General features: G+C 58.2%; 20 protein-coding genes. 15 read left to right on the forward strand and 5 right to left on the reverse strand.

Features of this window, described 5'->3' with window-relative positions; translation table 11 throughout:
* Positions 1 to 86 precede the first annotated feature (86 nt).
* Complete coding sequence (locus QN399_RS19540; protein WP_330201445.1) at positions 87 to 1,211, reverse strand: polysaccharide deacetylase family protein; 1,125 nt, start codon at positions 1,209 to 1,211, stop codon at positions 87 to 89.
* Between the two features lie 94 nt (positions 1,212 to 1,305).
* On the opposite strand from QN399_RS19540, the gene yaaA reads away from it, so the two are divergent.
* The 15 genes from yaaA to QN399_RS19615 all read left to right on the forward strand — a co-directional run bounded on the left by yaaA (position 1,306) and on the right by QN399_RS19615 (position 20,857).
* Positions 1,306 to 2,085 (forward strand): peroxide stress protein YaaA, encoded by a 780-nt coding sequence (gene yaaA, locus QN399_RS19545; protein ID WP_322178017.1) that lies wholly within the window; start codon positions 1,306 to 1,308, stop codon positions 2,083 to 2,085.
* Between the two features lie 802 nt (positions 2,086 to 2,887).
* Positions 2,888 to 4,204 (forward strand): UDP-glucose/GDP-mannose dehydrogenase family protein, encoded by a 1,317-nt coding sequence (locus tag QN399_RS19550; protein ID WP_322178016.1) that lies wholly within the window; start codon positions 2,888 to 2,890, stop codon positions 4,202 to 4,204.
* Positions 4,205 to 4,358: 154 nt separating this feature from the next.
* Positions 4,359 to 5,843, forward strand: coding sequence for a mannuronan synthase (alg8, locus tag QN399_RS19555; RefSeq protein ID WP_322183030.1), 1,485 nt, complete (start codon positions 4,359 to 4,361; stop codon positions 5,841 to 5,843).
* 43 nt (positions 5,844 to 5,886) lie between these two features.
* Entirely contained in the window at positions 5,887 to 7,056 is a 1,170-nt protein-coding gene (locus QN399_RS19560; RefSeq protein ID WP_322178015.1) for an alginate biosynthesis protein Alg44, read from the forward strand.
* A 2-nt stretch (positions 7,057 to 7,058) separates the two neighbouring features.
* On the forward strand, positions 7,059 to 8,471 hold the full coding sequence (gene algK, locus QN399_RS19565) for an alginate biosynthesis TPR repeat lipoprotein AlgK (RefSeq protein WP_322178014.1): 1,413 nt from the start codon (positions 7,059 to 7,061) through the stop codon (positions 8,469 to 8,471).
* Positions 8,468 to 9,946 carry an alginate export family protein gene (locus QN399_RS19570; RefSeq protein WP_322278437.1) on the forward strand — a complete coding sequence of 493 codons (1,479 nt, stop codon included), beginning with the start codon at positions 8,468 to 8,470 and terminating at the stop codon, positions 9,944 to 9,946. Before algK ends, QN399_RS19570 begins: the two co-directional genes overlap by 4 nt.
* Positions 9,947 to 9,971: 25 nt before the next feature.
* Positions 9,972 to 11,537 (forward strand): mannuronan 5-epimerase AlgG, encoded by a 1,566-nt coding sequence (gene algG / locus QN399_RS19575; RefSeq protein ID WP_322278435.1) that lies wholly within the window; start codon positions 9,972 to 9,974, stop codon positions 11,535 to 11,537.
* 12 nt (positions 11,538 to 11,549) lie between these two features.
* Positions 11,550 to 13,004 carry an alginate O-acetyltransferase gene (locus QN399_RS19580; protein ID WP_322178011.1) on the forward strand — a complete coding sequence of 485 codons (1,455 nt, stop codon included), beginning with the start codon at positions 11,550 to 11,552 and terminating at the stop codon, positions 13,002 to 13,004.
* Between the two features lie 7 nt (positions 13,005 to 13,011).
* Positions 13,012 to 14,139 carry a mannuronate-specific alginate lyase gene (locus tag QN399_RS19585; protein ID WP_322178010.1) on the forward strand — a complete coding sequence of 376 codons (1,128 nt, stop codon included), beginning with the start codon at positions 13,012 to 13,014 and terminating at the stop codon, positions 14,137 to 14,139.
* 158 nt (positions 14,140 to 14,297) lie between these two features.
* Entirely contained in the window at positions 14,298 to 15,884 is a 1,587-nt protein-coding gene (locus QN399_RS19590; protein ID WP_330201446.1) for an MBOAT family protein, read from the forward strand.
* A gap of 10 nt (positions 15,885 to 15,894) precedes the next feature.
* Complete coding sequence (locus QN399_RS19595) at positions 15,895 to 17,070, forward strand: alginate O-acetyltransferase (RefSeq protein ID WP_322178008.1); 1,176 nt, start codon at positions 15,895 to 15,897, stop codon at positions 17,068 to 17,070.
* A 12-nt stretch (positions 17,071 to 17,082) separates the two neighbouring features.
* Entirely contained in the window at positions 17,083 to 17,754 is a 672-nt protein-coding gene (locus tag QN399_RS19600) for an alginate O-acetyltransferase AlgF (RefSeq protein ID WP_322178007.1), read from the forward strand.
* Between the two features lie 123 nt (positions 17,755 to 17,877).
* Positions 17,878 to 19,332, forward strand: coding sequence for a mannose-1-phosphate guanylyltransferase/mannose-6-phosphate isomerase (locus QN399_RS19605; RefSeq protein WP_322178006.1), 1,455 nt, complete (start codon positions 17,878 to 17,880; stop codon positions 19,330 to 19,332).
* Between the two features lie 220 nt (positions 19,333 to 19,552).
* Positions 19,553 to 20,017, forward strand: a complete 465-nt coding sequence (locus QN399_RS19610; RefSeq protein WP_322178005.1) for a multidrug transporter — start codon at positions 19,553 to 19,555, stop codon at positions 20,015 to 20,017.
* A gap of 18 nt (positions 20,018 to 20,035) precedes the next feature.
* Positions 20,036 to 20,857, forward strand: a complete 822-nt coding sequence (locus QN399_RS19615; protein WP_330201447.1) for an SDR family oxidoreductase — start codon at positions 20,036 to 20,038, stop codon at positions 20,855 to 20,857.
* Between the two features lie 25 nt (positions 20,858 to 20,882).
* Here QN399_RS19615 and QN399_RS19620 read toward each other — a convergent pair whose 3' ends face one another.
* Genes QN399_RS19620 through QN399_RS19635 form a run of 4 tightly spaced genes read right to left on the reverse strand, consistent with a single transcriptional unit; the run spans position 20,883 to position 25,676 of the window.
* Complete coding sequence (locus QN399_RS19620; protein WP_322178003.1) at positions 20,883 to 21,743, reverse strand: HlyD family secretion protein; 861 nt, start codon at positions 21,741 to 21,743, stop codon at positions 20,883 to 20,885.
* 24 nt (positions 21,744 to 21,767) lie between these two features.
* Positions 21,768 to 21,968: a DUF1656 domain-containing protein gene (locus tag QN399_RS19625; protein ID WP_219060898.1), complete on the reverse strand. Its 201-nt coding sequence runs from the start codon at positions 21,966 to 21,968 to the stop codon at positions 21,768 to 21,770.
* Positions 21,958 to 24,153, reverse strand: coding sequence for an FUSC family protein (locus QN399_RS19630; protein ID WP_322178002.1), 2,196 nt, complete (start codon positions 24,151 to 24,153; stop codon positions 21,958 to 21,960). The genes QN399_RS19625 and QN399_RS19630 overlap by 11 nt, the downstream gene beginning before the upstream one ends.
* Positions 24,150 to 25,676, reverse strand: a complete 1,527-nt coding sequence (locus tag QN399_RS19635) for an efflux transporter outer membrane subunit (RefSeq protein ID WP_322178001.1) — start codon at positions 25,674 to 25,676, stop codon at positions 24,150 to 24,152. Before QN399_RS19635 ends, QN399_RS19630 begins: the two co-directional genes overlap by 4 nt.
* Positions 25,677 to 25,687 lie beyond the last annotated feature (11 nt).

Here is a 25,687-nt window from a genome sequence, read left to right on the forward strand (position 1 = left end):
TCAGGAGTCTGCCTGACCCGAATTGTCGAAAAAATCCATCGCATCCCGCCCTTCAAATGCCTGCATTCCTTTGCTCCACGGGCCTTTCAGGGGTAGTCGTGACAATCCTGCCATCGAAGTCCACTTTGTGCCGTATTGGCGATCAGCCAAGGCAACGCCGTCTCGACTTTATTGTGGATGTCATGAAATACAATGACCCCGCGTCGCCACAGCAGCATCAGGGTCAAGACCCGCTCGCTGGCCTGTTGGGCGGAAATGTTTCGGTTCCAATCCTGAGAATCGATATTCCACAGCGAAACCTTCAGCCCCTGGGCGCGGAAATATTCGGCGCTGTCGGCCCGGCGGTGACCGTAAGGGGGACGGAACAACGGCAGGTAGTTGTCGGGCAACACCTGCTGCAACAGCACGGCGCTGCGCTGAACCGAGTTCTGCCAGTCGGACCACTGGCTGTGTGAACGGTATTCCCAGCCCTGCAAGCCCACGCATTGCTGCTTATAGAGCCCCTGTACCTCCGGCACGGAGCTTTTTTCCAGGCGCATCTGCATGTTTTTGCCCAGTACGAAAAAAGCAGCGTTGAGCTTTTGCTGGCGTAGGTACTCGGTTAACCAATCCGTGGTGCCACCGACGACTGTCGGGCCACTGTCGAAGGTGAGCAGAAATGCCCGGTCATTGAGTTCATCGCCCGTGAGTTCGTCTGAGTTGTAACGCTCGATTTCGCTGCTGACCAGCGGGAACAAGGCCGCCATGCGCAGCAGCTCGTTCAGGTAGCGCTCGTGAAACGCCCGGCTCGGTACCGCCCAGGCCGCATAGAACGAATCATCGGCGACCTGAAAATTGTCGGCCCGCTCGCGCAACATCTCCATGTCCTCGACCAGTACGCAGAAAGAGGCGTCCTGCTCGCAGCTCTGTTGCGCAAACTGGTAATTCTCCAACAAGCGCGCCCACAGACGCTGGCGGATCAAATTCAGCGAAACCATGTTGATTTTCTTCAGCCCCAGACGCGCTTTAAGGCCCGTTTCATCCTGGCTTTCGCTAACCAGCAAGGCATGCGCAAAGGCCAGAATCTCGGCGCGCGAGGCGACATCGAACAAGACCGGCGAGGTCAAATGCTCAGGCCATACGCTGCGATCCAGCATGGCGGGCACAGCAGGCCCGGCCGCCTGAGCGTTGAAGCAGAACAGGCAGACCGAGATGAATAAAACAATGCGCACAATCAAATCCCCAGAAAATCCCCGCGACGCACTATAGCTGGAGTCCACACCTCCCACCCCCTAGAATCGCGCCACGATTAAAGGAGACGATTTTATGCTGATGGTGATTTCCCCAGCCAAAACCCTCGATTTCGAAACCCCGCCGGCAACCGCACGCTTCACGTTGCCGCAGTACCTGGATCACTCTCAGGAACTGATGGTTCAACTGCGTGAGTTGACCCCCGTGCAGATCGGCGAACTGATGCATCTATCGGACAAGCTCTCGGGGCTTAATGCCGCACGTTTCGGTAGCTGGACGCCGGCTTTCACCCCAGCGAACGCCAAGCAGGCGCTGCTGGCGTTCAAGGGGGATGTCTACACCGGGTTGCAAGCCGAAAATTTCACCGACGCCGACTTCACCTATGCCCAGGACCATCTGCGCATGCTCTCCGGCCTTTATGGCCTGTTGCGCCCGCTGGACCTAATGCAGCCTTACCGGCTGGAGATGGGCACCAAACTGAGCAACGACCGCGGCAAAGACCTCTATGCGTTCTGGGGCACGCACATCAGTGAGTGGCTGAACCAGGCGCTGGCCGACCAAGGCGATGACGTGTTGCTGAATCTGGCCTCCAATGAGTACTTCTCGGCGGTGAAGCGCTCTACCCTCAATGCGCGGATCATCAACACCGAATTCCGCGACTGGAAGAACGGGCAGTACAAAATTATCAGTTTCTACGCGAAAAAAGCCCGGGGAATGATGAGCCGTTTTGTGATCAAAGAGCGCATCGACAATCCCGATGCACTAAAACAGTTCAATGAGCACGGCTATTGTTACAGCCCGGCGCATTCGAAAGCAGACACCCTGGTTTTCCTACGGGAGACAGCCGATCAGTAATTGCATGATGAGGTGCACGGCTTATTCGAAAGCGTGCACATTGTCACCCTTCCCAGCCGATTGACTGGTACATTTGGACAATTAAATGACGCCAGTAAAATGGCGTGTAAAATTTAAATCCAAATTTCTCAAAAAAATTACAGCTTTTTTTCACTCCGTTAGACCCCCTATTTAAAGTAGTGGCCTATACGTGTCTCCTGCCCGCAACTCCCCATTCATTATGGCTCTGCCAAAAAGTGCCACTAATATGCAAGTACGCTTTCTGCAGATTTTAGGTAGCTTAGTTTCGAAATGAATACCGCTAGCCCGGAACTAATATCAAAATCAGAGGCTCTTAGTCATCGTAACAATTCTCGCCAATTATGTAAGCGATGACGTACATAGTGACAAGACGATCCGGGAAATCACCCACTAGCAAGTTCGACCGCAGGGTCGATGAGTTAGCCCAGGAGATCACGCAATACCGGGTATCTTAATACGATCAGGAAAAGCACCTTTCCAGTGCTTGTGGCAATTGTCAGGTCACGCACATCAAGGCCTTGAACCAAGACCTGTGCGCTCCGCGCTTGCCGGCAACGCGTCCTGAAATGCTTTGCCAAGCCCCACGGGCCAGAGCCTGACAATAGGCCACGTACAGCCCTTATCAGCGTCATTGAGTGCGCCCCTTATTAGGCCCTCACAACTTAACTATGCCTACGTCCGCGCTGTGACGCTCTAAGCGTCACACTGTTGGGCGGATGATTATTGCGGCTCAACCTCAATATCCAGCCAACTTATGGCGTGAATAAATAAGGAGAATACGATGCGTATCAGCATCTTTGGTTTGGGCTATGTCGGTGCAGTATGTGCCGGTTGCCTGTCTGCACGTGGTCATGATGTAGTGGGTGTAGACATCTCGAGTGCCAAGATTGACCTGATCAACAATGGCAAATCGCCTATCGTTGAACCGGGCCTGGAAGAGCTTCTGGCACAAGGCATCAAAACCGGGAAACTGCGTGGCACCACGGACTTCTCTGCCGCTATTCGCGACACTGATTTGTCGATGATTTGCGTGGGCACGCCCAGCAAAAAGAACGGCGATCTGGAACTCGATTACATCGAATCCGTCTGCCGGGAAATTGGCTTTGTCCTGCGTGACAAGACCACCCGTCACACCATCGTCGTGCGCAGCACCGTCTTGCCGGGCACTGTCGCCAACGTAGTGATTCCGATCCTCGAAGACTGCTCCGGCAAAAAAGCCGGTGTCGACTTCGGTGTCGCGGTCAACCCTGAGTTCCTGCGTGAAAGCACTGCGATCAAGGATTACGATCTACCACCGATGACCGTGATCGGCGAGTTCGACAAAGCCTCCGGTGACGTGCTGCAAGCGCTGTACGAAGAGCTCGACGCACCGATCATCCGCAAGGACATCGCTGTCGCCGAGATGATCAAGTACACCTGCAACGTCTGGCATGCAACCAAGGTCACCTTCGCCAACGAGATCGGCAACATCGCTAAAGCGGTGGGCGTCGATGGGCGTGAAGTGATGGAAGTGGTCTGCCAGGACAAAACACTCAACCTTTCCCAGTACTACATGCGTCCAGGCTTCGCTTTCGGCGGCTCTTGCCTGCCCAAAGATGTTCGCGCCCTGACCTACCGTGCCGGCTCGCTGGACGTTGATGCGCCGCTGCTCAACTCGCTGATGCGCAGCAACGTTTCGCAAGTGCAGAACGCGTTCGACATCATCACCAGCCATGACAAACGCAAAGTCGCCTTGCTCGGCCTCAGCTTCAAGGCCGGCACCGATGACCTGCGCGAAAGCCCGCTGGTGGACCTGGCAGAAATGCTGATCGGCAAGGGCTACGACCTGAGCATCTACGACACCAACGTCGAATATGCCCGCATGCACGGCGCGAACAAGGAATACATCGAGTCGAAGATCCCTCACGTCTCGTCCTTGCTCAACTCGGACTTTGACGAAGTGATCAACAACTCCGACGTGATCATCCTCGGCAACCGTGACGAGAAGTTCCGCGCCCTGGCAGACAAAGCCCCGGCCGGCAAACAGGTTATCGACCTGGTCGGTTTCATGTCCAACGCCACAAGCACAAGTGGCCGGACCGAAGGTATCTGCTGGTAATCCAGCTGCCCTGACAGCGTCAGTCAAGGTCTGTGGGAGCGAATCCGCTCCCACACGTCCCCCTCACCTTAACTGACGGGCATCAGCTACACATGCCTGCCTTAACCCATTCGGGCCAACCCAAAAGGCTCTCCCGATATCGAGACGGATGCAGATTATGCACAGGCTAAAGCACGGCCTACTTCAGGCCGCAGGTTGGCTGTTTTATCTCAGTATATTAATGGGCCTCGCTTTGGCGCTGCCTTCCAGTATCTTCGACTCTCAGTCGAAGAACTTTCTGTTCCTGATTGGCGCTGTCGGCATCTGGCGCTACTCCATGGGCGCCACGCACTTTCTGCGCGGCATGCTGTTTCTGTACGTGGTCTATCCGCACCTGCGCCGCAAAGTGCGCAAGCTCGGCAGCGCGGCAGATCCATCCCATGTGTTTCTGATGGTCACCAGTTTTCGAATCGATGCCCTGACCACCGCTCAGGTGTACAGCTCGGTGATTCGCGAAGCCATTGAATGCGGCTACCCGACAACGATTGTCTGCTCCCTGGTAGAGATGTCCGACGAGCTGCTGGTCAAGAGCATGTGGGCCAGACTCAATCCGCCTGAGCGGGTCAAGCTCGACTTCGTGCGTATCGCAGGCACCGGTAAACGCGACGGCCTGGCCTTTGGCTTCCGCGCCATTTCCCGGCACATGCCCGATGCCCGCGCCGTGGTTGCGGTAATTGATGGCGACACCGTGCTCAGCCCGGGTGTCGTGCGCAAGACCGTGCCTTGGTTCCAGTTGTTCGGCAACGTTGGCGGCTTGACCACCAATGAGTTCTGCGAAGTCCGTGGCGGCTACATCATGAGCGAATGGCACAAGCTGCGCTTCGCCCAACGTCACCTCAATATGTGTTCCATGGCCCTGTCCAAGCGCGTGCTGACCATGACCGGCCGGATGTCTGTGTTCCGTGCCGAAGTGGTTACCGACCCGGAATTCATCGCCGACGTCGAAAGCGACTCCCTGCACCATTGGCGTCTGGGCACTTTCAAGTTCCTGACCGGCGATGACAAGTCCAGCTGGTTCAGTTTGATGCGTTTGGGTTACGACACGTTCTACGTGCCGGACGCCTCGATCAACACCGTTGAACATCCGCCGGAAAAGAGCTTCATCAAGGCCAGCCGCAAACTGATGTTCCGCTGGTACGGCAACAACCTGCGGCAGAACTCCCGTGCGTTGGGCCTGGGTGTAAGGCGCCTGGGATTGTTCACCAGCGTGGTGTTGTTCGATCAACGCGTGTCGATGTGGACCTCGATTCTGGGGCTGACCGTCGCCCTGATCGCCAGCTTCAAATATGGCGTGACGTTCATCCTGATGTACCTGCTGTGGATCGGTATCACCCGCCTGATCCTGACGCTGTTGCTGTCCTGCACCGGACACACCATCGGCCCCGCTTACCCCGTGATTCTCTATTACAACCAGATCGTCGGTGCGCTGGTGAAAATCTACGTTTTCTTCCGCCTCGATCAACAGTCCTGGACTCGCCAGGACACCAAACTCACTCGCGACCTGGCCAGCTTCCAACGTTGGTTCAACACCTGGTCGTCTCGGACCATGACCTTCTCCGCAGGCAGCGTGTTCGTCGCTGTGCTGCTGACGATGGTCTGACCACCGGGCCAATGGATCAATTGATTAAGTAGGAATTACCGCCATGAATACCGCCGTGAATGTGAATGTAGTGCATGAATCTGAAGCTCAGCGCCAGCACGCTCGGGTCAAAATACCGGCCAAACTGCGCTTCTTCGGCAGCGACGGTACCGCCCATATTGCCCAGGTCGAAGACCTGTCTGCCGGCGGTCTGTGCTTCAACGCCGGCCGGCAGCCCCTGAAAGTCGGGGAAGTACAGAAAGGCCGCCTGCAATTCGTCATCGATAACCTTGGCCTGGCCATGGACGTTGAACTGCAGGTTCGCTCCTTTGATGCTCGTACCGGCCGTGCCGGCTGCCAGTTCCAGAACCTGGAACAACAAGACATCGCCACCCTGCGCCACCTGATCACCTCGCACTTGAGCGGTGACATTGTGACCATGGGCGAAGTACTCGCCACCTTGCAGCGCGACAATTTCACCAAGGCACGCAAGGTCAAGGACGGCGGCAGCGGCATGACGTTCTTCGGCCGTATGCGCGCCGTGATCTTCAGCTTGGGGATCTTCATCGTCGGCCTGGTCGCGTTCGGCTTTATCTTCAAGTCGGTTTATGGTCTGTACTTCGTCAGCCATGCAACCGCCGGCGTGGTCAGCGTGCCAAGCATGGACGTGACCATGCCTCGCGAAGGGACCGTGCAAAGCCTGGCGGGTACTGATGGCGTGGTCGCCAAAGGTGCACCACTGGCCTCGTTCAGCACCAGCATGCTGGAAATGCTCAAAGACCACTTGGATGACGCGCAACTGCAACCGGCCAAGGTCGAAGACCTATTCGCCCGGCAATTGAGCGGCACCCTGACCAGCCCTTGTGATTGCATCATCGCCAAACAACTGGTCGCTGACGGCCAGTTCGCCGGCAAAGGCGCAGTGATCTTCCAACTGGTCCCACGCAACACCGAAGCCACAGTCGACGCTCGCTTCAGCTATCGCCAGTTCGCTGACGTGCGCCCCGGTACCCGTGTGAACTTCCAGGTCGCAGGCGAAGATGAAATCCGTCACGGCAAGATCGTCAGCAGCACTAACAACAGCAGCACCGACCTGTCGACCGACATTCGCGTGCAGATCAAGCCTGACCAAGCTCTGAGCAGCAGCCTGTCCGGCCGTCCGGTGGAAGTCACCAGCGATCGTGGCCCTTCATTGAACTGGCTGATCGACAAAGCCATGGCCGTGGGTCTCTAAACATGGCTAGCCCACTACGAAAGCTGTCGACCCCTACCCTGCTGGGCCTCGCCGTGGCGATCGGCCTTAGCGGTTGCGCTGGCCTGCCCGATCAGCGCTTGGCCAACGAAGCCCTCAAACGCGGCGATACCGCGATGGCACAGCAGAACTATCGGCAACTGGCGGACCTGGGTTATAGCGATGCACAGGTCGGCCTGGCGGATATTCAGGTCGAAACCCATGACCCCGCACAGCTCAAACAAGCTGAAGCCACTTACCGCGCAGCCGCCGACACATCGCCCCGGGCTCAGGCCCGGCTGGGTCGCTTGCTGGTTGCACGGCCAGACGCCACCGAAGCCGAACACCATGAAGCCGAGGTCCTGCTGAAAAAGGCCTTTGCCAATGGCGAAGGCGGCACATTGATCCCGCTGGCGATGCTGTACCTGCAATACCCGCAGACCTTCCCGAAGGTCAATGCGCAACGGCAGATCGAGCAATGGCGCGCCGCCGGCTACCCGGAAGCGGGCCTGGCTCAGGTGCTGCTCTATCGCACGCAGAACACCTACGATCAGCATCTGGATGAAATCGAAAGCATCTGCAAGAAAGCCCTGCTCGCCACCGACATCTGCTACGTCGAACTGGCCACCGTTTACCAGAAACGCGCGCAAGTGGATCAACAGGCCGCTCTGATTGCCCAACTGCAAAGCGCTTATGAACTCGGCAAGGTTTCAGCGCAACGGGTTGACGGTGTAGCGCGTGTATTGAGCGATACCGAGCTTGGCAAGCCTGATGAAAAAACAGCTCAGCAACTGCTGGAAAAAGTCGCACCTGGCTATCCGGTTTCCTGGGTCAGCCTGGCGAAGTTGCTCTATGACTTCCCGGAACTGGGCGACGTGAACACGATGATGGAGTACCTGAACAACGGTCGCGCAGCGGATCAACCGCGTGCCGAACTGCTGTTGGGCAAACTCTATTACGAAGGCAAATGGGTCCTGCCCGATGCCAAACAAGCCGAAGCTCATCTGCAGAAAGCCGCCGGCAGCGAAATTGCCGCGCACTACTACCTGGGTCAGATCTACCGCCGGGGCTACCTCGGCCAGGTCTACCCGCAAAAGGCCGTCGAACAATTACTGATAGCCGCTCGCGGCGGTCAGAACAGCGCCGACTACGCCCTCGCGCAATTGTTCTCCCAAGGTAAGGGCACCTTGCCCAACCCGGTCAACGCCTACGTGTTCAGCCAACTGGCGCTAAAGCAGGACGCTCCGACCCCGGAAGCGACCGAACTTGCACAACAAATCAATGACCAACTGCTGCCTGCACAGCGCGCCGAAGCCCAACGTCTGTTGCAACAAGAGCAACAGATACGTGGCACGTCCGCCCAGAACAATCTGGCCCTGCATGCTCTGCAACAAGAAGACGCCGAGGAAGCTTTATGAAGTTGAATCACTGGATGACAGCTGGCCTGGGCCTGAGCTTTTCTCTGCTCTCGGCCACTCCGGCGTTGGCAGCAGCATTGACCGAGACCAAGAACTTCGGTCTGGAAGTTAAAGTCACCGGCCAGTCCGAAGACGACCGCGACCTGGGCACCCGCTCAGGCGGCAGTGTCAACGGTGTCGGTCTGGACCTGCGCCCATGGGCCTACGGCGAGCGCGGCAACTGGAGCGCCTACGCCATGGGCCAGGCGGTCACTTCGACGGATATTATCGAAACCGACACCCTGCAACAGCCAAATACCGACAACGGTTCCAGCGCCAGCAATGATCGAAAGCCCGACAAAAACTACCTGGCCTTGCGTGAGTTCTGGATCGGCTACAAAGGTCTGACCCCTTACCCTGGCGAGGAACTGCGCTTGGGTCGTCAGCGCCTGCGCAACGACGATGGCATGTGGCGTGACGCCAATATCGAAGCCCTGAACTGGACCTTCGACACCACCTTGCTCCGGGCCAACCTTGGCGCAGCGGAACGCTTCAGCGAATACCGCACCGACCTCTCCGAACTGTCGCCTAAAGACAAAGATCGCCTGCACCTGTTTGGCGATATTTCGGCGCAGTGGAGACCTGGCCAGTGGGCCGGCGTGCGCGCCCATCACACCCATGATGACGGCAAACTCAAGAGTGGCCTCGATCAGGTCGACTCCCTGGATAAAACCCAAAACGGTGACCTGACCTGGCTGGGTGTCGAAGCCAACAGCGATGCCTATAACTACCGCAACACCAATACCATCAATTACTGGGCCAGCCTGACCGGGATGAGCGGCGACCGCGACTCGATCCACCCTTCGACCGTGAACGGTGTAAGCACTGCGGGCGAGAAAACCAGCGGCAACGTCAACGGCTGGGCCACTGACATGGGGATTCGTCTGCGGCTGGACCCTAACTGGCAAGTCGGTGCGGCCTATGCCCGCGCCAGCGGCGACTACGAACAGAACGGCCTGGAAAGCAACCGCTCGAACTACACCGGCACCCGCTCGCGGATCCATCGTTTCGGCGAGGCCTTTCGCGGCAGCATGAACAACGTACAAACCGGCACCCTGTTCGGTTCCTGGATGCTGCGCGACGACTATGACGCCAGCCTGGTCTACCACAAGTTCTGGCGCGTCGACGGCAACAAGGCCGTGGGCACCACCGGCATCAATGCCGTGGAAAACTCCTACAACGCTGACGGCGCGGTTGAGTCCAGTACCTCTCTGCCCTTGATGGACGGTAAAAAAGACCTCGGTCAAGAGATGGATCTGGTCGTCACCAAGTACTTCAAACAGGGCCTGCTGCCTGCGGCACTGAGCCAGTCCATCGACGAGCCGTCGGCACTGGTGCGGTTCCGTGGCGGTGTGTTCAAACCTGGCGATGCTTACGGTAAAGAAGTGGATTCGTATATGCACCGCGCCTTTATCGACGTCATCTGGCGCTTCTGATGCAAGCTGCCAAGGGAGCGATACGATGAACAGTCTACCCATGAGAGGCTCCGTCAGCCTGTTGGCCAGCGCCTTGATGCTGGCCAGCGCCGCTGCGTTTGCTGCGGTCGACCCTGCTGCTCCGGCCAAAGGCCTGCAGCAGGCCAAGACCTACACCGTGACCAGCCCGCCCACCGCGCCGCTGGAACTGGCCAAGCCTGAACTGCCCGACATCTCCGGCTATACCGCCGAAGCCGTCGCCAAGAAAATCGTGCGCAGTAAACCGGGCAAGATCAAAGTCCGGCGCATGATGCAGGAAGACGCCCTGAAAGATTTTATCGGTGGCGATAACAAGATGACCGAATGGGTGGCACGCCAGCATGGCATCCCCCAGGCGATCTTTATCGAAGACGGTTACATAAACTTGCGTGACCTGAGCAAAAGCCTGCCCAAGCAGTACTTCAGCGAAACCTCGCCCGGTGTATTCCTGGCCAGGTTGCCGATTGTCGTTGGACGCAAGGGCATTCTTGAAATCGATAACAAGACTCAAGAGCTGCGCTTGTCGCAGGAAGCCGGTTCGTTCTTGATCAACGATGGCCAGCTGTTTGTCCGGGACACCAAAATCACCGGATGGCGCGAAGCCGACAACGGCCCGGCGACCTTTCGCAAGCCGAATGAGTTTCGTCCGTTCCTGCTGTCCTGGGGCGGTACCGAGACCTATATCGTCAACAGCAAAATCGCCAGCTTCGGTTATGCCAACAGCAAATCCTATGGCGTGAGTATTTCTCAGTACACGCCAAACATGGCCAAGGTACTGAAACGCCCGGAACCGACCGGCTGGGTCATCGGTTCCGAGTTCTCGGACATGTGGTACGGCTTCTACTGCTATGAAGCGCGTGACGTGGTGATCAAGGGCAATACCTACCGTGACAACATCGTCTACGGGATTGACCCGCATGACCGCTCACACGGTCTGATCATTGCCGATAACACGGTCTACGGGACCAAGAAAAAACACGGGATCATTATTTCCCGTGAGGTCAACGACAGCTTCATTTTCGGCAACCGCAGCTACGACAACAACCTGTCGGGCGTAGTGATCGACCGTAACAGCGTGAACAACCTGATCGCTTACAACGAGATTTTTCAGAACCATTCCGACGGCATCACGATGTACGAAAGCGGCGACAACCTGATCTGGGGCAACCGTGTGATCAACAACCGTCGCCACGGAATTCGTGTCCGTAACAGCGTGAATATCCGGTTGTACGAAAACATCTCCATGGCCAATGGCCTGATGGGCGTCTACGGGCACATCAAGGACTTGAGCGACACCGACCGTGACATCGCCCTTGACCCCTTCGACACCAAGGTCTCGCTGATCGTTGTCGGTGGCGAACTCGCCGCCAACGGTTCCGGCCCACTGTCCATCGACTCACCATTGAGTGTCGAGCTGTATCGGGTGTCGATGCTCGCACCGACCAAATCCAACGGGATCAGCTTCAACGGGATTCTCGGTGAACGTCAGGACGAAATTCTCGACCTGCTGGTGCGCCAGAAGAAAGCCGTGTTGATCGACCCGGTCGAACGCCAGACCGATCTCCGGGACTGAGGGAACCTATTTATGCACGCTCAATTGATCAAGCTACTCAGCCTCTCGGGCCTCACGGCAGCAATCTTCGCAGCCTCGAGCGGCGTGCGCGCCGATGACGCTCACGCGCCGACGTTCACCGCCGAGCCTTGCTGCAACATTTGCCCGCAGGCGCTCGACGCCAAGAACTACACCACGCGCTATCAGCAGAACTTCACCACGCTGGTACAGGCCCAGGGTGACTGGCTGTTCCGTACCCAGGAAGACCTGCGGACCCAATTCGACACCTCGCCCGAAGGTTATCGGCGCATGAAAGAACTGCACGATGCCTTCAAAAGCAAAGGTGTCGAGCTGGTCGTGGTGTACCAACCCACCCGTGGCCTGGTCGATCGAAACAAGCTGCTCCCGACTGAGCGCGCCAAGTACGACTACGAAACGGCGCTGAAAAACTACCAGGCCATGCTCGGCCGTTTCAGCCAGATGGGTTACTGGGTGCCCGACCTGTCGCCACTGACCAATGAGCCCTCGACCAAGGACGAGCAAGGGCACGATTTCTACTTCCGTGGCGACCAACACTGGACGCCTTACGGTGCTCAACGCACGGCGAAAATCGTCGCCGAAAAGGTCAAGCAAGTACCGGGGTTCGCTGACATTCCCAAACGTGAATTCGAAAGCCACAAGTCTGGTCGCATGGGCAAGACCGGTACCCTGCATAACATGGCCGCGCAGTTGTGCGGCAATACCTACGCGATCCAGTACATGGATCAGTTCGTGACCGAGCCCAAGGGCGAAGCCGCTGACGGCGACCTGTTCGGCGATTCCGGCAACCCGGAAATCACCCTGGTCGGTACCAGTCACAGCGGCAAGAACTATAACTTTTCCGGCTTCCTTGAAGAGTACATCGGCGCAGACGTTCTCAACGTCGCCTTCCCCGGTGGTGGCCTGGAAGGCTCAATGCTGCAATACCTGGGCAGCGACGACTTCCAGAAGAAACCGCCGAAAATCCTGATCTGGGAATTCTCGCCGCTGTATCGCCTGGACCAAGAGACCATCTACCGGCAGATGATGTCTCTGCTCGACAACGGCTGCGAAGGCAAGACTGCAATCATGAGCCAGAGCGCCACACTGAAAACCGGGGCCAATGAGCTTCTGGTCAATGGCAAAAACGGCATCAAAGATGTGCGCAACGGCAGTAATCAGGTCGACATCCGCTTCGCCGACACGTCGGTGAAAACCTTGCACGCCACGCTCTGGTACATGAATGGCCGGCATGAAGACCTGAAAATCGAAAAACCGACAACATCCGATACAGACGGGCGTTTCGCCTTTGAACTGCGCGACGACAAGGACTGGGCTGACCAGCAATTGCTCGCCGTGGAAGTACAGGGCCCGGAAGCGGGCGCTGCACCTCAGCAAGTTGAAGCGAAAATATGCAAACGCAACGTGTTCCCACGAGCTGCGCAAAACACCGCGCAAGCCGGGTTATGAGGCCTTTATGCACACTCGAAAAATGATGCTCCCCACCCTGCTCGCCGTGGCGCTGATGGCCGCGACCGATGCCGCGTCTGCTGCCCAGGCGCTGGTTCCACCACAGGGCTACTTCGCCGGTATTGAGAAGGTCAAAACCGGTGACAATAAATTCAGCTGCGATGCGATTCCCAAACCGTACACCGACAAACTGGTGTTTCGCAGCAAATACGAAGGCTCGGACAAGGCCCGCTCGACCCTCAACGAGGTCTCGGAAAAAGCCTTCAGGGACGCCACGGCCGACATCACCAAGCTGGAGCGCGACACCAGCAAAATCGTCATGCAGTACATGCGTGACGGTCGTCCGGAACAGCTCGACTGCGCCTTGAACCTGCTCACCACCTGGGCCAAGGCCGATGCGCTCGAGTCCAAGGACTTTAACCACACCGGCAAGTCAATGCGCAAATGGGCACTGGGCAGTATGTCCTCGGCTTACCTGCGCCTGAAGTTCTCCAACTCGCACCCGTTGGCCGCGCATCAGGAACAAGCGCAAATCATCGAAGCCTGGTTCAGCAAACTGGCCGATCAGGTGGTCAGCGATTGGGACAACCTGCCGATGGACAAGAACAACAACCACACCTACTGGGCTGCCTGGTCGGTGATGGCAACGTCGGTGGTGACCAATCGACGTGACTTGTTCGACTGGTCGGTGAAGGAGTTCCGCGTCGGCGCCAATCAGATCGACAAGGACGGCTTCCTGCCCAACGAGCTCAAGCGCAAACAACGCGCCCTGGCGTATCACAACTACGCCCTGCCACCGATGGCGATGATTGCCAGTTTTGCCCAGGCCAATGGCGTCGATGTACGTCCGGAAAACAACGGTGCATTGCAGCGTCTGGGTGAACGGGTGCTGAGCGGGATCAAGGATGCCGACAGTTTCACCCAGCGCAACGGCGAAAAACAGGACATGACCGATCTCGAGATCGACAGCAAGTTCGCCTGGCTCGAACCCTTCTGCTCGCTCTACACCTGCAAGGCCGAAGTACTGGATCAAAAACACAAGATGGAACCGTTCAAGACCTTCCGTCTTGGCGGCGACCTGACCAAGGTTTTCGATCCGGCGCATGAAAAAGGCAATAAAGGTTCTGGTTCCTGAGGCACCACGAACCCCGTAGGAGCTGACGTGTCTGCGATAAGGTCGGTACGACCTTCAGACGGCAGTGGCAGTAAATTTCATGCAATACACCCCCTGTTTTTTGTGGGGGGTTTGGGGGGGCTTCGGCCTTTGACTGTTGAACCAACGGAGGGATAAGGATGGTTTTCTCATCCAATGTGTTCCTGTTCTTGTTCTTGCCGATCTTCCTCGGCTTGTACTACTTGAGCGGACAACGCTACCGCAACTTGCTGTTGCTGATTGCCAGCTACGCGTTCTATGCCTGGTGGCGAGTGGACTTCCTGGCGTTGTTCATCGGCGTGACCCTGTGGAACTACTGGATCGGCCTGAAAGTCGGCGCGGCAGGCGTGCGCACCAAACCGGCACAGCGCTGGCTGTTGCTCGGCGTGGCGGTGGATCTGGGCATCCTTGGTTACTTCAAATACGCCAACTTTGGCGTGGACAGCATCAACGCGATGATGACCTCGGTAGGTCTCGAACCGTTCATTCTGACCCACGTCTTGTTGCCGATCGGGATCTCCTTCTACGTCTTCGAATCGATCAGCTACATCATCGACGTTTACCGTGGCGACACACCGGCCACCCGTAACCTGATCGACTTTGCTGCGTTCGTCGCGATCTTTCCGCACCTGATTGCCGGCCCCGTGTTGCGCTTCCGCGACCTGGCCGACCAGTTCAATAACCGCACGCACACCCTGGACAAGTTCTCCGAAGGCGCCACGCGCTTCATGCAGGGCTTCATCAAGAAGGTGTTCATCGCCGACACCCTGGCTGTAGTCGCCGACCATTGCTTCGCCTTGCAGCACCCGACCACCGGGGATGCCTGGCTCGGTGCGCTGGCGTACACCGCGCAGCTGTATTTCGACTTCTCCGGCTACAGCGACATGGCCATTGGCCTGGGCCTGATGATGGGCTTCCGCTTCATGGAGAACTTCAAGCAGCCGTACATCAGCCAGTCGATCACCGAGTTCTGGCGGCGCTGGCACATCAGCCTGTCCACCTGGCTGCGTGACTATCTGTACATCACCTTGGGCGGTAACCGTGGCGGTACCTTGACCACCTACCGCAACCTGTTCCTGACCATGTTGCTTGGTGGTCTGTGGCACGGTGCGAACATCACCTACATCGTCTGGGGCGCCTGGCACGGCATGTGGTTGGCGATCGAAAAAGCCTTGGGCCTGAACACCAATCAGCGCAGCTTCAATCCGATTCGTTGGGCGCTGACCTTCCTGCTGGTGATCATGGGCTGGGTTATTTTCCGCTCGGAAAACCTGCACGTTGCTGCACGGATGTATGGCGCGATGTTCAGCTTCAGCGAATGGCAACTGTCGGAACTCAACAGCGCCAGCCTCACCGGCCTGCAAGTGGCAACACTGATCGTGGCGTACATGACACTGGCGTTCTTCGGTCTGCGTGACTTCTACGCCAACCGACCTAAAGCCAACGCGATCAAGGGTGTGAAACCTGCTGCCGGCGAAGAGAGCACCGAGGCCAACGGTCCCGCAACCGCTCAACCGGGCATGATCAAAGCAGTCCCTGGCGACCAGCCGAACAGCATTCACCTGCCGGGTTACACCGTCGGCACCGATGCTCAGGTACAGCCTGCGTTCTGGGTCGCCGACTGGCCGCGTTATGCGATGCGCACCTTGGTGTTGCTGTTGTTCGTAGCATCGATCCTCAAGCTCTCGGCGCAAAGTTTCTCGCCGTTCCTTTACTTCCAGTTTTGAGGGGCCTGACATGACCCGATCATTACGCTTCCTCTACATCGTCCTGTTCCTCGCCATCCTGCTCGCGTTGGGTGTCTGGTCGCTGCGCAGTTTCGGCAGCTTCTCGACTTCCGCCGAGACCACCGTGCTCAACGGGCGCTGGACCAAAGCGGCGGAGACTCATTACGACGATGAGTTCCCGATCAAACGCCTGGGCACCAACCTTTGGGCCGCACTGGACTTCAAGCTGTTCAACGAAGGCCGTCCCGGTGTCGTGCTGGGCCGCGATCAGTGGCTGTACAGCGATGAAGAGTTCAACCCTGTGGCCAACGGCGAGCAGAACGAAGCCGACAACCTCGCGCTGATTCAAGGTGTACGCGACACCCTGAAAAAACAGGGCACACAGTTGGTGCTGGCCATCGTGCCGGCAAAAACCCGGCTGTACCCGGAGCACATCGGCGACAACACCCCGGCTGCGCTGCATGCCGATTTGTATCAGCAGTTCCATGCCCAGATGGCGAAGGCCGGCATTATTGCCCCTGACCTGCTGACGCCGCTGCAGAGCGCAAAACAGAACGGTGCCGTGTTCCTGAGGACCGACACGCACTGGACGCCGATGGGTGCCGAAGTCGTCGCTCAACAGCTGGGCACGGTCATCAGCAATGAAACACCGTTGAGCGGCCAGCCTGAAAAGTTCGTCACCGAAGCCAAAGAGACCGCGCCGTACAAGGGTGACCTGACCAGCTTCCTGCCACTGGACCCGCTGTTCAGCAACCTGTTGCCTAAACCCGATCAGCTGCAACAACGCAGCACTAATCCGGCTCAGGCCGAGGCTAACGGCGGCGATGCCCTGTTCGCGGACAACGAAGTCGCGGTAGGACTGGTCGGCACCAGCTACAGCGCCAACCCGAACTGGAACTTCCTGGGCGCCTTGAAACAGGCACTGCACAGCGACGTGGTCAATTACGCCGAAGACGGCCATGGCCCGATTCTGCCGATGCTCAAATACCTGCAAACCGATGCTTTCAAGAACAGCCCGCCGCAAGTGCTGATTTGGGAGTTCCCAGAACGTTATCTGCCTGCCCACAACGACCTTGGCGAGTTCGATCCGCAGTGGATCGCCGAACTTAAACAGGCTCGCGACCCGCAACAAAATCTGGCGCTTAACGCCAACAAATCCGAGTCGCCCAACCGGGCGCAAAACTGAGAGGAACATCTCATGACCTTACAGACCACTCCAAATCGTTTTGCCAAAAAAAGCCTGTTGAAAACCTGCGCACTGGTTGCAGGCCTCGGCTTGTTCTCCCTGCAAGCCTTTGCCGGTGGCGACTCTGCGCTCTATGGCCCGACGGCCCCTAAAGGCTCGACCTTCGTCCGGGTCTACAACGCCAGCAACGCGGAAATCAGCGCCAGCGTCGGCAACACCAACCTCAACGAAATCGCACCGTTGGCCAGCAGCGCCTTCAGCTTCATGCCCCAGGGCGACTACAGCGCCAAGGTTGGCAGCCAGACCGTACCGGTGAAACTGGCCAGTGATCACTATTACACCCTGGTCAGCAACACCAGCGGCACCCCACAACTGGTGGAAGAGCCGCCGTTCAAGAACAAACAGAAATCCCTGGTGCGCGTGCAGAACCTCACCGACAAAGCGCTGACCCTGAAAACCGCCGATGGCAAGACCGATGTCATCCCGGCCGTCGCCGCCAAAGGCCGTGGCGACCGTGAAATCAACCCGGTGAAAGTCAGCCTGGCGCTGTTCGACGGCGATAAGAAAATCAGCGATCTGAAACCGATTGCCCTGGAACGTGGTGAAGCCGCCGTTCTGTATGTCACCGGCAGCGGCAGCAACGTGTCGCCGGTCTGGGTCAAACCCCCGGTCGCCACGCGCTAACCCATTGAGACAGCCGGTCCTGGGCTCCGTAGTCAGGAGAGGACCGGTTGTCACGGAACAAAAACAAGACTGAAACGACAGAAAACGACGTACAGCCTTTTTGAAGACTTTTGGAGAAGTAAAATGATTCCAGTAATCTTGTCAGGTGGTAGCGGCTCACGACTCTGGCCGCTTTCGCGCAAACAGTTCCCTAAACAGTTCCTGGCCTTGACCGGTGAGCACACCCTGTTCCAGCAAACCCTCGAACGCCTGAAGTTCGACGGCATGCAGGACCCTATCGTGGTCTGCAACAAGGACCACCGCTTCATCGTTACAGAGCAACTGGACACCTTGAAGCTAGAGACCCAGGCCATCTTGCTGGAGCCCTTCGGCCGCAACACCGCACCGGCCGTCGCAATCACCGCGATGATGCTGCTCAGCGATGGCCGTGATGAACTGATGTTGGTGCTCCCGGCCGACCACGTCATCGACGATCAAAAAGCCCTGCAACGCGCCCTCGCCCTGGCCACCGTCGCGGCCGAACGCGGCGAAATGGTGCTGTTCGGCGTACCGGCGACCAAACCTGAAACCGGTTATGGCTACATCAAGTCGACCCACGATGTGCTACTGCCCGAGGGTGTGAGCCGCGTCTCGCACTTCGTCGAAAAACCTGACGAAAAGCGCGCCACCGAGTTCGTCAACGCTGGCGGTTATTTCTGGAACAGCGGCATGTTCCTGTTTCGTGCCAGCCGTTACCTCGAAGAGCTGAAAAAGCACGACACGGACATCTACGACACCTGCATGCTGGCCCTCGAACGCAGCATTCACGACGGCGACAACATCGACATTGATGCCGCCACCTTCGCCTGCTGCCCGGACAACTCCATCGACTACGCCGTGATGGAAAAAACCCAGCGCGCCTGCGTGGTTCCGCTCACCGCTGGCTGGAATGATGTCGGCTGCTGGTCATCGCTGTGGGACGTGCAGGAAAAAGACGCCCACGGCAACGTGGCCAAAGGCGATGTGGTGATCCAAGACAGCCGCAACTGCATGATCCATGGCAACGGCAAACTGGTCTCGGTCATTGGCCTGGACAATATCGTCGTGGTCGAAACCAAAGACGCGATGATGATTGCCCACAAAGACAAAGTTCAGGGCGTCAAGCAGATGGTCAACACCCTCAACGAACAGGGCCGTAGCGAAACCCAGAACCACTGTGAGGTTTACCGACCTTGGGGTTCCTACGACTCGGTGGACATGGGTGGCCGGTTCCAAGTCAAGCACATCTCGGTTAAACCGGGCGCTTGCCTGTCCCTGCAAATGCACCACCACCGCGCCGAACACTGGATCGTCGTCTCCGGCACTGCCGAAGTGACCTGCGATGAAAACGTGTTCCTGCTGACCGAAAACCAATCCACCTACATCCCGATTGCCTCGGTCCATCGCTTGAGAAACCCAGGCAAGATCCCGTTGGAAATCATTGAAGTCCAGTCCGGCAGCTACTTGGGCGAAGACGACATTGAACGTTTCGAAGACGTCTACGGGCGTTCCAATAACGTGGTGGAAATGGGCATAAAGACCAAAACCATCGCACGCTGATACGGTTTAAACCGTAACACTCTGGCCTTCGTAACCCCTCTGCGTATTTCCCATCCGCAGAGGGGTTACGGGGGCTTTTTCATGTCAGTCACATCGCCTTCAGTCAGTGACATTTGTGGCTGCGCAGGAGCGAATTCATTCGCAAAGGCGTCAGTGCCGCAATACAAAGCCTGAAGCTAACGCTACGATGCCCACATCTGTGTGACCAAGGTATCCCCCCATGCTGATCGGCATTGCGCTCATTCTAACGTGGCTGATTCTGCTCTTGCGTTACCCCGCCAAGGCGTTGCCGGTGTCATTGGCGGCGGTGTTGGGTTTGGGGAGCGTGGCGGCATGGGTGGTATGGCAGGACAGCCGCGAAACGCGACGGTTGGAGCATCTGGAGTTGCGATTGACTTATTTGCCGCAACAATGCCCGCCTGACCGTCCGTTACAGATCCAGTTACACAATGGCAATGACGTGCCGCTGCTCTCCCTGCAGTGGCGTGTTGCGGCTTATATGCCGGGGGACACGGTCAACCTGGCCGATAACGTCTACGCGGCACCTCGCTATCGCGGCCCTGGCGAATTGCAGGCCGGTGGCGATTGGCAAGACTGCTTACCCCTGCCGCCGCTGCGTCCGGGTTACCGCGCGCAAACCGTGGAGTTTCGTGCCGAGCACTTACAAGGCAGTTTCTCGGACTAGGTCCTTTAAGGAAAATACATGCCCATCGCCCTTATCACCGGTTGTTCCAGCGGCATTGGCCGCGCACTGGCGGAAGCCTTCAAAGCCGCTGGCTATCAAGTCTGGGCCACCGCCCGCAAAACCGAAGATGTCGCTGCGTTGCAGGCTGCCGGGTTCATCGCGGTGGAACTGGACGTCAACGACAGCGCGGCGCTTGAGCGATTGGCGGGACAGCTTGAGCAACAAGGCGGCCTTGATGTGCTGATCAATAATGCCGGTTACGGCGCCATGGGGCCGTTGCTCGATGGTGGCGTGGAGGCTATGCGCCGACAGTTCGACACCAATGTGTTCGCGGTGGTCGGCGTCACGCGTGCGCTGTTTCCGTTATTGCGCCGCAGCAAAGGGCTGGTAGTGAATATCGGCAGTGTTTCGGGGGTGCTGGTCACGCCGTTTGCAGGCGCTTATTGCGCATCTAAAGCCGCCGTGCATGCGCTTAGCGATGCCCTGCGTCTGGAGCTGGCACCGTTCGGCATCAAACTGATGGAAGTGCAGCCTGGCGCCATCGCCTCCAGCTTTGCCAGCAACGCCAGCCGCGAAGCCGAACAGTTGATCGGTGAGTCCTCACCCTGGTGGCCGCTGCGTGACGCTATTCGCGCCCGGGCCAACGCGTCACAAGGTAACCCGACCCCCGCAGCCGACTTCGCCCGCGACCTGCTCAAGGCCTTGTCGCAAGACAACCCTCCGCGCTTGCTGCGGTTGGGTAATGGCAGCAGGGCCATGCCGCTGATGGCGTGGCTGCTGCCTAAAGGCGTGTTGGACTACGCGTTGAAAAAGCGCTTTGGATTGCGTGGCACATTGTAGGTACTGCATCCATCAACGCTGATGATCAATGGTCCTCTGGATTCACGATCACGGTGCAGGTAATCCCTGCCGCCAACACCACACCCTCTGGCACCTGGTCCAGGTGGATGCGCACGGGTACACGCTGGGCCAGGCGCACCCAGTTGAAGGTCGGGTTGACGTCGGCGGTCAGTTCGCGGCTTTGCGGGTTGTCCCGGTCATAGATGCCACGGGCGATGCTTTCGACGTGGCCCTTCAGCACTTCGCCGCTCATCAACTGCATGTCGGCCGGATCACCGACGCGAACATGCGGCAGTTTGTTCTCTTCAAAGTAGCCGTACACCCAGAACGAGTTCTTGTCGACCACGGCCATTTTTGCTTCGCCGATCCGCGCATAGTCGCCACGGTGCACGTTGAGGTTGGTGACGTAGCCATCTACCGCAGACAGCACCTTGGTGCGTTTGAGGTTGAGCTCGGCGGCGTCCAGTTGCGCCTGAGCAAGCTCATAGTCGGCCAGCGTCGAGCTGGCGATATTGCTCGCATCGTCACGGCTTTCGCTGGAAATCACCAGGCTGTCCATGTCCGCGCGACGCTTGGCATTCAGCTTGCGCATTTCCCACGTGGCCTTGCGTGAAGCCACCAACGCCTGCGCCTGTTTGACGGCAATCTCGTAATGCTCTGGATCGATCAGCATCAGCACATCGCCCTTCTTCACCAGTTGGTTGTCGCGCACCGGCACATCCACCACCACACCGGAGACATCGGCAGCGACGTTGATCACATCGGCGCGCACCCGACCATCGCGGGTCCAGGGTGTGTCCATGTAATTAATCCACAGGGTACGACCGATCCACAGGGCCAGAGCCAGAACCAGCAAGGTAGCAATCAGACTGAAGAGCTTTTTCATCCAGGGTTTCTCAAAAAAAGTGCATCAACGGTAAACGGTGAGCGCCAGAGCGCCAAAGATGCAGGTAAACACGCACAGACGCAGCAGCGCCGGATGCCAGAAAAACCGATACAGATCGAGTTCGGACAAGAGCCGACCCAAGGTCCAGGCAATGACTGCCGCGATCAGGAACATCAAGGTCATGGTCGGCATATAGACGCCGTGGAAGGCGATTTCACGAGGCATGGATCAGTCCTTGCGGCTTGCGTAACGGGGCATACGCGGCCAGGGGAGATTGCGGATCAAGCAGCGAAGTGCGGATAAAGTGCAAGTAACTCTGGACGCGCCGCAATACCGACGTGTCGAAGTGCCGGGCAAAGGGCTCATCAGTGGCCTGCACTCGACTGATCGCATGATCGACGGCGATCAGGGCACGTTCCAGGTTGCTGTGGTTGGGCTGCAGAAACAAGCGGATGAGCGAGCGTCCCATCACCCGGATCGCCAGACGCCAGGACTGTGACTCGGCATAGCACGGGTGCACCGGCATGATTGACTGTTCACGACGTAATTCGATGATGGCGTGACCGACCTCAAGCACCACGAACATCCAGCGCAACAGATTGCGTTGAACCTCCGGTTGCCCCGCCGCCAGGCCGTAAGCTTGATGCAGCAGGTCACGGGTACGACTTTCGAAGCTCGACCCTAAACCGCGCAACGGCGCGCTGATGGCGTACAACACCTGCTGACGCAAGTCCTGTTCAAGCCGGCTCCACATCCAACGGCTGTTGGGCGGCAAAATAATTGCACCCGCCGCTGCGCAGACCAGCATGCCGAGCACCATCCCGATGTAGTCATTGATGAACCCGTAAGGGTTGTAGATCGTCAGGTTGTCAGGCACCGAGCCGGTGCTGAAAAAAATCAACAATCCCAAGCCATAGCCCGCCAATTGCGGCCGCGAGGAGAGGAACGAGCCGAGCACCAACACCGGGGCAAGCACCAGGCACAACAAGGGGAAGCCATCGATGAACGGGTACACGAAAAACATTTCGATAAAGCCTAATATGGCTCCCAGAAACGTGCCGCAAGCCATCTGAAAGGCCATGCGCTTGGGGTTCGCCGACGAGGCTGAAAGGCCGATGGTGGCGGCGGCGACCAAGGTCATGATGGAACCACTCGGCCATGCGGTGGCAACCCAATAGCTGCCCAGCACCAAAAGGACGAACGAGGCTCGAACACCGGCGGCGAGAGCGGCCATCCAGTTCGTCTGTGAGGTAAACGGTTCATCCCACTGTTCACGGACATGGTTGTGATCGGCCAGCGAGGCATGAGTCTGGGCGTATCCGTGCATGTCATCGACAAACCGATACAGCAGCTCATAGGCGGTGTGGAAATCCAGCAGGTCCGCGTCGGCAGGTTGAGTCTCGACCAGCGCCGCACGCAGACTTCGCACCCGCTCCGGCAGCCCCTCTTTAAACGCCGCCAATCGCTCGGCCAATCGCGCCGCGTCGGCATCGGTCAAAGGCCGCCCGGAGAAAGCTTCAAGCAAATCGGCGAGTGCCATCAACCCCGGTTCAATGGCGCTGATCACCTGAACCGCTTCTCGACTGCGCAAGCGCTCAAGCAGTTGGTGCAAGGCATTGAAGCGCGTGGTGATGGCCATGAACTCACTGTTCAGGCGATTGAGCCGGCCGTTGCGTCGGCGCATATGCGGGTCTTCGAACACGGTGACACTGCGCAACCCTTCCAGACCAATCGCTTCGGCGATAAAACGCACGTTACCGGCCTCGAATGCGCCCGATTCATTACCCACCCGCAAACCATGAGCCACGAACCCGGCAAACACGCCAAAACGCAGGTACAGCGCGTTACGCATCGCAGCACTGGCGGTTTGCGGCAAGATCGCGACACTGACCAGGGTCGAGCACAGGATGCCCAGGGAAATTTCCAACACCCGCCACATGGCCGCCATGAACGCGCCATCCGGGTGTGCCAGGGCAGGCAGGCCGACCATGGCAGCGGTATAACCGGCCAGAACAAACCCATAGGCCCGGAAGTTTCGGTTACGCGCGGCGCCGGCCGAACAAATGCCCACCCAGATCGCCAGGCTGACTAGAAACAACTCAGTGTCCTGAGCGAACAAGGCGATCAGGGCGACCATCACCGCCGAACCGGTCAACGTCCCCAGGAAGCGGTAAAAACTTTTGGCCAGGACTTGCCCGTTCTGCCGCTGCATCACAATGAACACAGTGATCATCGCGGTGCGGGGCTGCGGCAACTCCAGACGCATGGCCAGCCACAAGGTCAAGAACGCGGCGAACAGCACCTTGAAGATATAGACCCAGGTCACGCCATCGCTGCGCGCCCACTCAAAAAAACCGCGACGCCATTCCAACGAGCCCAGCCAACGCACGGGAGCATACAGAGGGGTCATGGTCGACTCATCATGTGATCCAGCGCTTCAAGGGCCGCCGGAGGTTTGCTGGGCGCGGTTTTCTTCTCGTCGGGCGAATCGGCACCTGCCGACAAGCCACCACCCAGCGCAACCACCAACGCGGCGTGAGCGGTCAGGCGGGCAGCCTGAACCTGCTGCTGAATTTCCTGCTGGTGAAACAATAAGGTCTGGGCGTTAAGCACATTCAGATAATCGGTCAGACCGCGCTTATAGGCAACCAACGCGATGTCATACGTCTTCTGCGCCGACGCCACCGACTCAGCGGTGAACACTTGTTGCTTGTCCATCGAGGCGCGGCGGATCAATTGGTCGGAGATATCTTTGAGCGCATTGATCAGTGTCTGGTTGTACTGCGCAACGGCCACATCATACCCGGCCGACGCTTCACCCAACTCTGCACGCAAACGCCCGCCGTCGAAGATCGGCAACGTAATCGCCGGGCCGACGCTGTAGTTGAATTTATTGCCGGAGAGGAACGACAGCATGCCGCCGCCAGTAGCCATGAAGCCGAGGCTGCCGACCAGATCGACGTTAGGGTAAAAGCCGGCATGCGCGACATCGATGCCGCGCGCCTGGGCCGCGACTCTCCAGCGGCTGGCGACCACGTCCGGGCGCTGCCCGAGCAGTTCAGCGGGCAATGCCGATGGCAGTTTCAATGCGGCCTGCAATGACAGGGTTGGCCGCTGTAACTTCGCGCCCTCCCCTGGGCCCTTACCTGCCAACGCCGCGAGCTGATTGCGACTCAGGTCGATAGCCTCGTCCAGCGCATCGATTTGCCGATGGGTTTCCGGCAGCGGTGTTTCGGCCTGGCTTACTTCGAAATGAGTGCCGATCCCACCGCTCAGGCGTCGTTGCGCCAGATCGAGGATCTGCTGCTGTTGGGCCAGCGTCGCTTCAACAATGTCGCGCTGCGCGTAATTCAACGACAGCTGAATATAGGCACGGACGATGTTGTTCTGCAGTTCGAGTTGCGCCAGGCGTGATTCGGCGGCAGTCATGTGCGCCAGATCAAGCGCCTGTTCGGTGGTATTACTTTCCCGGCCCCACAGGTCGAGGGAGTAACTCAGGCCCAGCGAGGCATTGTTGTCCCACGTGCTGGTATTGGCCAACGCGCCTGGACCGTAGAACTGGTCGGTAGGCCAGTTATGACGTTTGAGGGTAGAGTCGCCATTGACATGCACCGACTCGGCGGACTCGGCGATACCGGCCATGGCCTTGGCCTGACGTACGCGGGCGGCGGCCATCGCAAGGCTCGGGCTGCCTTGGGCGGCAAGCTCGATCCAGCGGTCAAGTTGCTCATCACTGTAGGCTCGCCACCACTGGGCAGCGGGCCAATGAGCATCTTTGGCAGCATTTTGGATAGCTTCGTCCGTGGCCAGGGTGTTGGCCGGCAAGGAGTGGTCTTGAGGGGCAATCCCCCAAGTCCCGATGCAGCCGCCTATTGCCAGGGATAAAGACAAAACACTGAGGAGCTTAAGCCCTCTGATCATGCGACGCGGCACAGCTGCGAATT

The sequence above is a fragment of the Pseudomonas sp. 10C3 genome, from assembly GCF_036346185.1.
In the GTDB taxonomy this organism is placed as follows: Bacteria; Pseudomonadota; Gammaproteobacteria; order Pseudomonadales; family Pseudomonadaceae; genus Aquipseudomonas.

Excerpts from the sequence above, each read along its gene's own strand:
- QN399_RS19600 (WP_322178007.1), top strand. The coding sequence starts at position 17,083 with ATGACCTTACAGACCACTCCAAATCGTTTTGCCAAAAAAAGCCTGTTG.
- QN399_RS19595 (WP_322178008.1), top strand. The coding sequence starts at position 15,895 with ATGACCCGATCATTACGCTTCCTCTACATCGTCCTGTTCCTCGCCATC.
- QN399_RS19615 (WP_330201447.1), top strand. The coding sequence starts at position 20,036 with ATGCCCATCGCCCTTATCACCGGTTGTTCCAGCGGCATTGGCCGCGCA.
- yaaA (WP_322178017.1), top strand. The coding sequence starts at position 1,306 with ATGCTGATGGTGATTTCCCCAGCCAAAACCCTCGATTTCGAAACCCCG.
- QN399_RS19610 (WP_322178005.1), top strand. The coding sequence starts at position 19,553 with ATGCTGATCGGCATTGCGCTCATTCTAACGTGGCTGATTCTGCTCTTG.
- algG (WP_322278435.1), top strand. The coding sequence starts at position 9,972 with ATGAACAGTCTACCCATGAGAGGCTCCGTCAGCCTGTTGGCCAGCGCC.
- algK (WP_322178014.1), top strand. The coding sequence starts at position 7,059 with ATGGCTAGCCCACTACGAAAGCTGTCGACCCCTACCCTGCTGGGCCTC.
- QN399_RS19560 (WP_322178015.1), top strand. The coding sequence starts at position 5,887 with ATGAATACCGCCGTGAATGTGAATGTAGTGCATGAATCTGAAGCTCAG.
- QN399_RS19585 (WP_322178010.1), top strand. The coding sequence starts at position 13,012 with ATGCACACTCGAAAAATGATGCTCCCCACCCTGCTCGCCGTGGCGCTG.
- QN399_RS19590 (WP_330201446.1), top strand. The coding sequence starts at position 14,298 with ATGGTTTTCTCATCCAATGTGTTCCTGTTCTTGTTCTTGCCGATCTTC.
- QN399_RS19580 (WP_322178011.1), top strand. The coding sequence starts at position 11,550 with ATGCACGCTCAATTGATCAAGCTACTCAGCCTCTCGGGCCTCACGGCA.
- QN399_RS19620 (WP_322178003.1), bottom strand. The coding sequence starts at position 21,743 with ATGAAAAAGCTCTTCAGTCTGATTGCTACCTTGCTGGTTCTGGCTCTG.
- QN399_RS19625 (WP_219060898.1), bottom strand. The coding sequence starts at position 21,968 with ATGCCTCGTGAAATCGCCTTCCACGGCGTCTATATGCCGACCATGACC.
- QN399_RS19630 (WP_322178002.1), bottom strand. The coding sequence starts at position 24,153 with ATGACCCCTCTGTATGCTCCCGTGCGTTGGCTGGGCTCGTTGGAATGG.
- QN399_RS19550 (WP_322178016.1), top strand. The coding sequence starts at position 2,888 with ATGCGTATCAGCATCTTTGGTTTGGGCTATGTCGGTGCAGTATGTGCC.
- QN399_RS19570 (WP_322278437.1), top strand. The coding sequence starts at position 8,468 with ATGAAGTTGAATCACTGGATGACAGCTGGCCTGGGCCTGAGCTTTTCT.
- QN399_RS19605 (WP_322178006.1), top strand. The coding sequence starts at position 17,878 with ATGATTCCAGTAATCTTGTCAGGTGGTAGCGGCTCACGACTCTGGCCG.